Source organism: Exobacillus caeni, from assembly GCF_005747095.1.
In the GTDB taxonomy this organism is placed as follows: domain Bacteria; phylum Bacillota; class Bacilli; order Bacillales; family Guptibacillaceae; genus Exobacillus; species Exobacillus caeni.
Genome location: NZ_SWLG01000004.1, coordinates 115,954 through 128,421 on the forward strand (window position 1 = coordinate 115,954; position 12,468 = coordinate 128,421).

Below are 12,468 nucleotides of genomic sequence, written 5' to 3' on the forward strand. Positions count from 1 at the left end.
ATAAGCGCACTTAAGTCTCCATCAATCAGCTCCCCAGAATCCTCCTTAAGGACAGCGATCGGCAGGTTTCTTAAAATAAAGCTGTAAAAAAAATAATCTTCAGAAAAATTACTAGAAACGCTTGACAAGTCCTTTATAGCGATTTAAGATATTATCAATACTTAAACGCATAAAAGCATAAAAGTGTAAAAGTGACATGTGAATATTATAAAAGCAAAGAAGTATAGAAGTAATCGTTATTCTACAGCAAGCAGAGACTTAGTGGATGGTGTGAACTAAGGGGAATAGATGATGAATTTTCATATATGGAGCATGGCCACAGGCCCGGTGATTCTTCATCGTTAAAATTATGAGTTGGTCCTTAGTGTCAATTAGGGTGGTACCGCGGAATTTCCGTCCCTTCATTTCCGAAGGGGCTTTTTTTGTGGAATAAATGTTATGCAGGGTATAAAACTCCTAAATATTTTGCAGTGGAAAAAATCAAGGAAGTACTCGGATAATCCATTTTTCATGGGGGAGACCCCCGTTACTAAACTCTCTGATTCTATTATTTCCAATAGTATTTTAAGCAAATAAAAACGGTGAAATACCTTCAATTTCTAAAATATAAAATATTATAAATTGTTAGACTATTCGTTGACATTCGTTTAGTTCCAATGATAATATAACGATAAAATAACGCTATTTAGTTAATTTGATATATAAAGGGGTGAAAGTAATCCATTTATACAAATAGAATTGGCAGAGAATCTATTAAATATAAGGGGGAACAGGGATGTTAAGAGGTTGGAAAAAGCTTGTAGGTGTATCGATAATCAGTGTTATGGCTTTAGCGGGTTGTGGAAGCAACAACGCTTCAACAAATAGTGACTCCGGCAGTGCCGGCGGCGGGGAAAGTGATGGAAAAACCTATACAGTAGGAGTATCACAGTTCGTTGAACACCCTTCCCTTGATGCGGCGTTTGAGGGCTTTAAGAAAGGCCTTGAGGATAACGGTTTAAAAGAAGGGGATAACGTTGAATACGATGTGCAAAATGCACAGGCAGACATGAACAACACCAACACCATTGCTAAAAACCTGGTAGGGGATAAGGTCGATCTTATCTTTGCTAATGCCACGCCGAGTGCACAGGCGGCATTAAATGCAACACAGGACATACCGATCGTATTTACTTCCGTTACAGATCCGGTTGGAGCAAAGCTGGTAGAATCTTTTGATAAACCGGGTCCAAATATTACTGGAACAACAGATACACACCCAGATGCGATTCCAAACACCATTAAGTTCATCGCAGATGAATTTGACGCAAAAACGGTAGGTATGATTTATAACGCTGGAGAACAAAACTCTGTTGCCCAGGTAGACATTGTTAAAAAGGCAATGGAAGGGACAGGATTAAAAGCTGTTGAGAAGAGCGTCTCCACTTCTGCTGAAGTTAAGCAGGCTGCTGAAGCCCTTGTAGGAAAAGCGGATGTGATCTACATCATTACAGACAACACTGTCGTATCGGCTCTTGAGTCAGTTATCAGCGTTGCATATGATAATGACATTCCGATGTTTGCCGGAGAACTTGATTCTGTGGAAAGAGGAGCTTTTGCAGCTTACGGATTCGATTACGCTGACATTGGTTATGAAGCAGGCGTTATGGCGGCTCAGATCCTAAAAGGCGAAAAAACGGCTGATCAGTTAGAAGTTCAGCATCCTCAAAACTTGAAGCTTGTGATCAACAAGGAAGCGGCAAAAGAAATGGGAATCGAGATCAAGCCTGAGTGGGAAGACAAGGCGGAAATCAAATAATACAACAGGTCGAGGGTTCGAAGAGAAGCAGGCCTTCTTTTCGGGCCCTTAGTTGTGAGGGGAGGACATAACATGATTACAGCATTATTCGGGGCAGTAGAATCAGGTGTCATTTACGCTATTATGGCTCTAGGAGTTTATCTCTCATTTCGGATTTTGGATTTCCCGGACTTAACTGTTGACGGAAGCTTTGTAACAGGAGCTGCGATTGCAGCGATCATGATAGTGAATGGACAAAATCCTTTTCTGGCGACTTTCGTAGCAGTTATCGCAGGCTTTCTTGCAGGGTGTGTGACAGGATTGCTGCATACGAAAGGAAAAATAAATCCCCTGCTTTCCGGGATCCTGATGATGATTGCCCTTTATTCTATCAACCTCCGTATTATGGGAAGGTCGAATGTGCCATTATTGAACGAAGAATCTTTTTTTACGAAAATAGAAGGTGTATGGGCTTCTATGGGACTTGATAACCTGTTCAACAGTATCGGATCTGCTATCGGATTAGGCGAAAGTTTGCCGGCTACCTGGTCTGTACTGTTCAGCATGATTATTCTTACGATTATTATTAAAATCTTAACGGATATGTTCTTGAAAACACAGGTCGGCCTGGCTTTAAGGGCGACCGGGGACAACAAACGGATGATCAGAAGCTTTTCAGCGAACACTGATCAACTTACGATTTTAGGACTTGGACTATCCAATGCCCTGGTAGCGCTTTCAGGGGCTTTGATCGCGCAATACGGATCCTTTGCAGACGTCGGTATGGGTATCGGTATGATTATTATCGGTCTTGCTTCCGTTATCATTGGAGAAGCGATTTTTGGAACAAGGACGATCGCGGTAACCACCTTTGCGGTAATCGGAGGGGCTGTTATTTATCGAATCGTTGTGACGCTTGCATTACGAGTTGATTTTCTCGAAACAGGAGATATGAAGTTAATCACGGCTACCATCGTTGTTTTATCCTTGATCGTTCCAAAAATGGTGGACGCCCAGAAGGAAAAATCTCGAAAGCGCAAACGACAATCTGAAAGGCTCCAGGAAGCTACAGCGAAGGGAGAGGAAGAATATGCTGCAACTAAATCGGATTCACAAAGTATTTAACGAGGGAACCCTTGATGAAAAAGTGGCATTAGACGATATTCAGCTCCATCTTGAACCTGGAGATTTTGTCACGGTAATCGGTAGTAATGGAGCCGGAAAGTCAACTCTTATGAACATGATATCGGGTGTCTTAACGCCTGATATAGGAAAGGTTTTCATTGACGGAAAAGATGTTACTTCCCTTCCTGAATACAAGCGGTCTTCGTTTATTGGCAGGGTTTTTCAAGATCCGATGGCAGGTACAGCCCCAACGATGACAATAGAAGAAAATCTGGCGATGGCTTACAATAGAGACAAAAAAAGAACGTTGCGAAAAGGCGTAACGAAAAAACTGCGACACAGCTTTCAGGAATACCTGGAATCTTTGCACCTTGGCCTTGAAGACAGGCTTAACGCTAAAGTTGGATTGCTGTCAGGAGGAGAAAGGCAAGCGTTATCTTTATTGATGGCAACTTTCACTGAACCCAAAATTCTCCTCCTTGATGAGCATACAGCGGCACTCGATCCATCCAGAGCGGAACTGATCACTAACTTAACGAAAGAAATCGTAGCAAAATATAATCTGACAACACTCATGGTTACCCACAATATGCAGCAGGCACTCGACCTTGGAAACAGGCTGATCATGATGGACAAAGGCCAGATCATTCTTGAAGTATCAGGCGAAGAAAAACAGGAGCTGACAATCGAAAACCTCCTGAACGAATTCCAAAGAATACGAGGATCCAAAATGGCAAGCGACCGCGCTTTGCTGGGATAATAGAGAAAAGAGCAGCATATCGCCAGGCGATATGCTGTTTTTTTTATGTATGTGGAAACAGGCGGAGGGAGCGGCCATGTGGGTAGAAGAGGTCATCTGTTCCGTTATTTGTGACAAAATGGCCTGTATTAAAAATTAACGGTCATCTGTTCCGCTATTACTCTATTAACCCTGTTATTTGCGGCTTTTTTAAATGAATAGAGGAACAGATGACCTATAAATTCTCCCAACCATCGCTTAAACAACAAATAGAGGAATAAATGACCTATAATTTTGCTCCCCAGCATCCCCTCCAAAAGGTTTTACGAAGACCACGAAGCGAAACATCTTTGCTCTCCCCAAAAAGAAGATTACCAAATCTTCTTTACAAAAGCGAAGCGACCAGACTCGTTGTGATCTCAGCAGCGTCATGCTCGCATGTAAGATGCTGAGATCACAAAAGAGTCGCCCGGGAGAGCAAAAAAGTAGTAGTGCTCGTACCCTCCCAACCTCCCCATCATTGCAACGCGTCACAACGTCAGTAAAGTTCAAATTTTGTGACAACTAATTGACGATTATTTTACGAAATGATATTATAGCGTTAATTAAACGTCATATATTTTATTCATTATATCGAGGATAGTCATAGGAGGTACGGCATGAAACCTGGAATGGAAATCGGCCAAAAGGCTACCATTTATGCGACAGTCACACCAGACATGTTTGCACAATTTGAAGGAAACGTTGTTCACCCGGCCTATTCTACCGTTTCGATGGTCTATCATATGGAATGGGCAGCAAGACAGATCATCCTGCCTTATCTGGAAGACCATGAAGAAGGTATCGGAGGCGGTGTCACAGCTTCACATAATAACCCAACTCCTGCAGGTGCTGAAATTAAGGTAACGGCAACTTTAACAAAGCTAAAAGGAAAAGCTGTTATCTGTGACGTAGAGGTGTTTAACGGTGACATACTGGTTGGAAAAGGGGAAGTCACCCAGTTCATTCTACCTAAAGAAGCTATAAAGAAAAAGTTGGATGAATTAAGTGTTTCATAAGGGTTTTTTTGAAAGCGATTTCATAGACAGGGGGTGAAAGCTTTGTTTGATCGTATTAATGAGCATGAACAGGTAATGTTCTGTAACGATCCTGAAACAGGGCTTAAGGCAATTATAGCTATACATAATACGACGTTAGGTCCGGCGCTTGGCGGCTGCCGGATGAGACCATATAAAACGGTGGATGATGCACTGGAAGATGTATTGAGGCTCTCAAAAGGAATGACATATAAATGTGCTGCAGCTGATGTAGACTTTGGAGGCGGAAAGGCGGTTATTATCGGGGATCCGTTAAGTGACAAAAGTCCTGAATTGTTCAGAGCTTTTGGACAGTTCGTGGAGTCCTTAAACGGAAGGTTCTATACCGGAACCGACATGGGAACAACGCCCGAAGACTTTGTTCACGCCTTGAAAGAAACAAATTGCATTGTAGGAGTTCCAGAGGAGTATGGCGGAAACGGAGATTCCTCCGTACCAACAGCTAAGGGTGTAATTTACGGGCTTGAAGCCACAAACAAAATGATTTATGGCACTACTTCTCTTGAAGGAAGGGCATATGCCATCCAGGGACTTGGAAAGGTTGGCTTTAAAGTAGCGGAAACACTTCTTGAATTCGGGGCAGACCTTTATGTGACAGATATTAACGAAGCTGCGGTCAATAATCTTTTGATGAAGGCGGAATCTCTTAACGGAAGAGTAAGAGCAGTGGAAGGAAAAGAGATTTACCGAACAGATGCAGATGTCTTTGTTCCGTGTGCGCTTGGCGGAGTTATCAACGATGAAACGATCGAATTGTTGAGGGTAAAAGCAATAGCTGGATCTGCAAACAACCAGTTGCTTGAAACACGGCATGGAGACTTGTTAAAAGAAAAAGGAATCTTATATGCACCCGACTATATCGTTAACAGCGGCGGTTTGATCCAGGTAGCAGACGAACTGTATACGCCAAATAAACAAAGAGTGTTACAAAAGACAAGAGCAATCTATGATACGTTGCTTGAAATCTACCAACAGGCCGAGAAACGAAATGTTTCTACGGTGATTGCCGCAAACCAATTTTGTGAGGACCGAATCGAACGCAGAAAAAGACGGAACAGCTTTTTTAATCATGCAAAGCCTGCAAAATGGGCGATTCGGAGTTAAGACAAATTTACGGGAAAAAGAGGGGTGTCGGTATGAATACAAGCATAGAAAGCCAGTTTCCGACCTATCAAATTATTGATGGAGAGGGAAATATGGTCAATGACGACTATAAATCGGAAATAACAGAAGAGCTTGCCCGGAAGTTTTACGAGAAAATGATCTTTGCAAGGTTGTTTGACCGTAAAGGTGTAAATCTTCAACGGCAGGGAAGAATCGGAACTTATGTGCCGTTCGAGGGGCAGGAGGCAGCACAAATCGGAAGTGCGCTTGCATTAGAAGACGGAGACTGGATGTTCCCGACCTATCGTGACCACGGTGCAACATCAGCTTTTGGCCATTCATTGAAAAATATCTTTTTATATTGGAGAGGATTTATTGAAGGCTGTGTTCCGCCGGAAGGAAAGAATATTTTTCCTCCTGCAGTGCCGATTGCGTCTCAAATCCTCCATGCAACGGGAACCGCTTGGGCTGACAAGAAAAAGGGTAACGATCGCGTTTCTCTAGTTTACTTTGGAGATGGAGCAACTTCTGAAGGGGATTTTCACGAAGGGTTAAACTTTGCGAGCGTCTTTAATGTTCCTGCAATCTTTTTTAACCAGAATAACGGGTTTGCGATCAGCCTCCCGATCAATAAGCAAATGAAGTCTAAAACGATAGCTCAAAAAGCTTTAGCTTATGATATTCCTGGCGTTCGAGTAGATGGTAACGATATTTTCGCCGTTTACTTTGAAACAAAGAAAGCTGTAGATAGAGCCCGGAACGGCGAAGGTCCATCTTTAATAGAAGCATTAACATGGCGATACGGTGCACACACGACAACAGATGACCCAACAAAATACCGTGACCAGCATGAAAGCCATGAACGCCGTGAAAAATATGATCCGATGACAAGGCTGGAGAAATTCATGCAAAAGCAAGGATACTGGGATGAAGAATGGGCCGAAGAGGTGCAAAAAGATGCATCACGCCGTCTGGATGAAGCGGTAGAGGAAATGGAAAAAGTGGAAAAATCCGACGAAGCGGTTATGTTCGATTATGTGTTTGGCACTGATGTTTGGCCTGTTGAGGAGCAAAAACAAGCATTCTTTGCAGACAGGAGTGAAAGATAATGACAGTAGCGATTAATACGAAAAAGATGACGCTTGTTCAAGCTGTGACTGATGGTCTGCGGACGATGCTAGAAGAGGATGAACGTGTTTTACTCCTTGGGGAAGATGTAGGGGTGAACGGAGGTGTGTTCCGTGCAACTGACGGGTTATGCGAAGCTTTTGGAGAAGAAAGGGTCATCGATACCCCGCTTGCAGAATCCGGAATCGTCGGAACCTCAATAGGACTTGCGATGAATGGATTTATTCCGATAGTGGAAATTCAATTTCTGGGCTTCATCTACCCTGCGTTCAACCAGATCATGACACATGCAACAAGGATCCGGGCACGTACAAAAGGTCGTTTTACCGTTCCGATGGTTATCCGCGCTCCGTATGGTGCAGGCGTGAGGGCTCCAGAGATCCATAGTGACAGCGCAGAAGCACTTTTCACCCATATGCCCGGGATTAAAGTTGTTGTTCCTTCGAACCCATACGATGCGAAAGGGCTTCTCATCGCAAGTATTGAAGATCCTGATCCCGTTCTGTTTCTAGAGCCGATGAAAATATACCGGGCTGGAAAAGGCGAAGTTCCTGAAGGCAAATATACGGTAGAAATCGGAAAAGGGAACCGTTTAAAAGAAGGAGAAGATGTTAGCATTTTTGCCTGGGGAGCAATGGTGAAAGTAGCGATGGATGCTGCTGAAAAAATGGAAGAAAAAGGGGTAAGTTGTGACGTTATCGATCTTCGGACCCTGTATCCGCTGGACAAAGACATTATTGCAGAAACCGTCCAAAAAACAGGGCGAGCAGTGATTGTCCATGAAGCGCCGTTATCCGGAGGAGTTGGAAGCGATATCGTTTCTCTTATCAACGATACTTCTTTCCTATATATGAGAGCGCCGATCGAACGTGTGGCAGGATTCGATACGCCGATGCCGTTCTTTAACTTAGAAGATGACTATATACCGGACAGCACGAGAGTACAAAAGGCAATCGAAAAAGCTGTTTCTTTTTAGGAGGGGGAAAATGGTAGAAGTAAAGCTTCATGATATAGGGGAAGGAATGACAGAGGGAGAAATAATCCACTTGCTTGTAAAGCCCGGCGAAATGGTAGGAGTTGACCAGCCTTTACTTGAGGTGCAAACGGATAAGGTAACAGCGGAATTAACTGCTCCTTCTGCTGGGAAAATCAAAGAATTGCTTGTAAAACCCGGTGATGTTGTTGAAGTAGGAACAACCCTTGTTACGATAGAAACTGAATCAAAAGAGCCTGTGGCTGTACAGAAATCTAAACAGGCAGAAAAGGAACCTGCTTCAAACACCAGGTCTTTTGAAAAGTTGTTAAGCCGATCTCCGGGAAACGATAAGACGCACCGTGTGCTAGCAGCTCCATATACAAGAAAAATTGCGCGTGAGAACGGCATTGATATTGAAAAGGTAACCGGAACTGGCTCTGCCGGAAGAGTACTCGATGAAGATGTTTATAACTATTTAAACAACGGTGAAACGGCCAAAGAATATCAAACGGAGGCAGCATCTTCAAGTTCTGCTGAACAAGTTGCTGAGAAAACCGAGGCACAAACCGGGGCACCAGCTGAAAGAAAAACGATCCCGTTTAAAGGTAGACGCAAGCAGATCGCCAGAAAAATGACACAGTCGTTATATACCATTCCACACGTCACCCATTTCGATGAAGTGGATGTTACCAACATTCTGGAGCTAAAAAAAGAGTTGCAGGATTCAAAAGGAATCAAAATATCAGTCCCTGCTTTTCTCTTGAAAGCGCTTGCCCTGACATTAAAAGAGTTTCCGATCTTTAATTCGAGGCTTGACGAGGAAAAAGAAGAAATTGTACTGCACGATCACATAAACCTTGGCATTGCAACAGATGCAGAAGAAGGATTGATCGTACCTGTTTTAATGGATGCACAAAACCTTTCGATTAAAGAAATTCACAGCAGGGTCAAAGAGCTGACTAAAAAGGCCCAAACGAACCAGCTTACCCATGCGGATTTAAAAGGCGGAACGTTTACCGTGAGCAATGTTGGCCCGCTTGGCAGCACAGGTGCCACACCGATTATCAATTATCCGGAAGTAGCGCTCATGGCCTTCCATAAAACGAAAAAGATGCCGGTCGTACGCGGTGAAGATCAAATTGTTATTCGCTCGATGATGAATGTTTCTGTAACCTTTGACCATCGAGTGATTGATGGCGGTGCTTCCGTTGCATTTACGAATCGATTCATGGAATATGTTGAAAATCCATCCATCATGCTATTGGAGTTGGTCTAAATGGTTGTCGGCGAAATTCTTGAAGAAAGAGAACTCATCATCATTGGCGGAGGACCAGGAGGATATTCAGCGGCGATCAGAGCTGCCCAGCTCGGTATGGAAGTGACGCTTGTGGAAAAAGGAAAGCCAGGGGGCATTTGCCTGCATCATGGTTGTATTCCTTCCAAGGTGTTAACACAGGCAGCCTCTAAGTTCAAGGATGCCAAGAACTTAGAGGAATTTGGAATATCCGTTGGGGAAGCGGAATTTTCTTTTGAAAGATGGCAGAACAAAAAGAAAAATGTGGTAGACGGTCTTTCTAAAGGTGTTGAAGGCCTGCTGAAAGCGAATGGGGTGGAAGTGATCCAGGGGACCGCTTCTTTTACTTCAAATGATAAAATTGGCATCGAACAGGATGAAAAGTTTGAAGCGTTCCGTTTTGAAAATGCCATAATTGCTACTGGAAGTACTCCGCTGGTTCCGGAATTTCTTAAAGAACTACACGAGCGGATATTAAGTCCTTATTCCGTGTTTCAATTAGAGGAGCTGCCCGAACATTTAGTTGTGTACGGGTCAGATTATATTTCTCTTGAGATCGCTACTAGCTTCCGTATGCTTGGTTCTAATGTAACATTAGTGTTAGATGATAAAAAAGATACATTTGAATTCGATAATGCCATCACAAAAGAACTAACAAGAGTGTTAAAGAAAAATAAGATTAAACTGATAAAAGGTTCAGAAGTAAAAGAGCTTAAAACAAATGAAAACGGTGTACAGCTGACCGTCCATTCCTCCGGTGAAACGATAACCATAGAAGGAAGCCACTTCTTCTATTCGGTTGGACACCGTCCAAATCTTGAGAATGTCGGTATCCAATTTTCAGATGTAACGTTAAATGAGGAAGGATTTATTGAAATCAATAACCAATGCCAGACTTCAGTACCGTCCATCTTTGCAATAGGAGATATCACTGCAGGACCGGCTTTTGCTAACAAAGCGGCAAAGCAGGGAAAGACAGCGGCAGAATGCCTCGCTGGAATACCATCTGAGCATAGCCTTGCCTTGATTCCAACTGTTGTACACACCGCCCCGCCTATTGCGGCAGTAGGCTTAACAGAAGAAGAAGCTGCGGAAGAAGGTTATCATGTGAAAACAGGCCAATTTTCGATGGCCGGAAACGGGTTTGCGAGTATTATCGGGAAAAAAGATGGTGTTATGAAGCTTGTTTCCGATGCTGAAACAGATAGGGTCTTAGGTTTTCATGTTATGAGCGAGGGAGCGATAGAGCTGATCGATAAAGGTGTTCTCGCCATGGAAATGGTTGCTAGAGACGAGGATATTATGTACCCTTATTATCCTCATCCGAGCTTAAATGAAGGCTGGCTTGAAGCAAGTGAAGCATTAAAAGAAAAGGCGATCCACATCCCGCCTGCCAAAAAGAAAAAGCCCGTGAGTACAAACTAAAAGGTAACCACCACCAGGGCTTTCAAAAAAAGTAATCCGATTAGAATTAGCCACAACCTATAAGGTTGTGGTGTTTTTGTTGCAATTTTGTTAACATCCTATAGGATGTCGGCTTCTCATGAATGAGTTTTGCAAGGAAGGGTATAGATATAGGTCTCCTAATCGAGCAATTTTCTTTAGAAAGAAGGCGCGTTAACTTGCGGAATGAACATGTTGTTAAACAAACCATCCAGCATCGGCAAAAGCAAAAAGCTAAAAGGGGAGAAGGCCATAAGCTGCACTGGTGGCAGTTGTCTTTGATTGGAATCGGTTCGATTATCGGAGCTGGATTCTTTCTAGGTACAGGATTGTCCATCGAGAGAGCTGGACCCTCAGTTCTTATCGATTACCTGATTGCAGGGATTGTAGCATTTCTGGTTTTTAGTGCATTCGCAGAGATGTCAGTTCATGATAAAGAGACTGGCTCATTTAGAAAATATGCGCAAGAAGCTTTCGGTAGGCCGTTAGGATTCATGAGCGGGTGGATGTACTGGATCTCTGGCATTCTTATTATGGCAAGTGAAATTACTGCACTGGCATTGTTCACGCAATACTGGTTTCCGGCAGCGCCTTTATGGCTGCTAATGGTTTTGTATACTGCAACTGGGATTGGGATCAACCTTCTTGGAGTGAGAAACTTCGGTACGATTGAATCCCTTTTTGCAGTTGTGAAAATTGCAACGCTTATCGGTTTTATTGTTTTTGGCTTACTTTATTTGTTTCACTTTATTCATCCTGTAAGTTCAGTTGAGTCAGGGGGCGTTGGCTTTTCACAGTGGTTCCCCCATGGTGCGATGGGTTCCTGGACAGCGCTGATTTTTGTCCTGTTTTCATTTGGGGGCATCGCTGTTGTCGGTTTGATGTCCAGCGAACTGGAAGATAAGAACGACACGCCGAAATCAGGGATCGCAATGGTAATCGCTCTGGCGATTATTTATATACTGTCCCTCTTCTTCATTGTCTCGATGGTTACATGGGCAGCGATAAGTGAAGATGAGAGCCCTTTTGTCACAGCATTGTCTGTCTTTCATGTCCCTTATATCGGCTCCCTCTTTAACATCATTTTGATCACGGCTGCTTTTTCAACTATGGTCGGGGCGATGTTTTCGGTTACCAAAGTGATCGTCTCATTAGGGCGGGACGGAGATGCACCGTCAAAACTGGCAAAGTTTAATAAAAAGGGAGTAGCGGTGAGAGCATTAGGACTGAATGGTTTTGCACTCGGAGTAATGATTTTTATTTCTTATATACTCCCTGATAAAGTCTACGAATACCTGACAACAGCTGCTGGTATTATGCTGCTTTTAAATTGGGTTGTAATCCTTGCATCACAGATAAAGACGCGTAGTAGATATGAAGAAAACCCGGAGAAAAAAACATATTTTAAAATGTTAGGTGCTCCATTTTCTTCCTACCTCGGTATCGCCTTAATTGCTTTTGCAATCGCAGGGGCATGGTTCCAGGATAGCGAAAGAATTGGACTACTAATCAGTATCGCGATTATCATGATCATATTTGCAGGCTATTTTGGAGCTAAGAAGTTTGCAGGTCATCACTTGGAATAAGCTAGCTATCAAAAATGCCGTCTGACCAGCTGCGGTGTGTGGAATGCCACACGCCGCTTTTCTTATTAAAAAGCATCTTTATTTAATTTTAAAATAAGGCTCTTTTCTAAAAAGATTGTTGCTATTGCGTAAAAGAGATAAACTGCGACATAACGGATGGATGACCGCTGCGGAAAGCGAACTGCCCGAAGTGGAAATC

General features: G+C 43.1%; 10 protein-coding genes and 1 other annotated feature. All 10 genes read left to right on the forward strand.

Going from position 1 to position 12,468, the window contains the following annotated elements; translation table 11 throughout:
- Window positions 1-207: 207 nt before the first annotated feature.
- Window positions 208-404, forward strand: a binding site (T-box leader).
- Window positions 405-775: 371 nt separating this feature from the next.
- The 10 genes from FCL54_RS06065 to FCL54_RS06110 all read left to right on the forward strand — a co-directional run bounded on the left by FCL54_RS06065 (window position 776) and on the right by FCL54_RS06110 (window position 12,269).
- Window positions 776-1,798, forward strand: coding sequence for an ABC transporter substrate-binding protein (locus tag FCL54_RS06065; RefSeq protein ID WP_138124241.1), 1,023 nt, complete (start codon window positions 776-778; stop codon window positions 1,796-1,798).
- A gap of 72 nt (window positions 1,799-1,870) precedes the next feature.
- Entirely contained in the window at window positions 1,871-2,902 is a 1,032-nt protein-coding gene (locus tag FCL54_RS06070; protein ID WP_138124243.1) for an ABC transporter permease, read from the forward strand.
- The gene (locus FCL54_RS06075) at window positions 2,868-3,662 is read left to right on the forward strand and encodes an ABC transporter ATP-binding protein (protein WP_138124245.1); all 795 of its coding nucleotides are present in this window, start codon (window positions 2,868-2,870) and stop codon (window positions 3,660-3,662) included. Before FCL54_RS06070 ends, FCL54_RS06075 begins: the two co-directional genes overlap by 35 nt.
- A gap of 638 nt (window positions 3,663-4,300) precedes the next feature.
- A complete protein-coding gene (locus FCL54_RS06080) occupies window positions 4,301-4,699 on the forward strand; it encodes a thioesterase family protein (RefSeq protein ID WP_138124247.1) in 399 nt (132 codons plus the stop codon).
- A gap of 75 nt (window positions 4,700-4,774) precedes the next feature.
- Window positions 4,775-5,842 (forward strand): Leu/Phe/Val dehydrogenase, encoded by a 1,068-nt coding sequence (locus FCL54_RS06085; protein WP_138124874.1) that lies wholly within the window; start codon window positions 4,775-4,777, stop codon window positions 5,840-5,842.
- A 44-nt stretch (window positions 5,843-5,886) separates the two neighbouring features.
- On the forward strand, window positions 5,887-6,951 hold the full coding sequence (gene pdhA / locus FCL54_RS06090; RefSeq protein ID WP_138124876.1) for a pyruvate dehydrogenase (acetyl-transferring) E1 component subunit alpha: 1,065 nt from the start codon (window positions 5,887-5,889) through the stop codon (window positions 6,949-6,951).
- Window positions 6,951-7,946, forward strand: coding sequence for an alpha-ketoacid dehydrogenase subunit beta (locus tag FCL54_RS06095; protein WP_138124249.1), 996 nt, complete (start codon window positions 6,951-6,953; stop codon window positions 7,944-7,946). Before pdhA ends, FCL54_RS06095 begins: the two co-directional genes overlap by 1 nt.
- 10 nt (window positions 7,947-7,956) lie before the next feature.
- Entirely contained in the window at window positions 7,957-9,222 is a 1,266-nt protein-coding gene (locus FCL54_RS06100) for a dihydrolipoamide acetyltransferase family protein (protein ID WP_138124251.1), read from the forward strand.
- A complete protein-coding gene (gene lpdA / locus FCL54_RS06105; RefSeq protein WP_138124253.1) occupies window positions 9,223-10,665 on the forward strand; it encodes a dihydrolipoyl dehydrogenase in 1,443 nt (480 codons plus the stop codon).
- Window positions 10,666-10,862: 197 nt separating this feature from the next.
- Window positions 10,863-12,269, forward strand: coding sequence for an amino acid permease (locus tag FCL54_RS06110; RefSeq protein ID WP_138124255.1), 1,407 nt, complete (start codon window positions 10,863-10,865; stop codon window positions 12,267-12,269).
- Window positions 12,270-12,468: the final 199 nt, after the last annotated feature.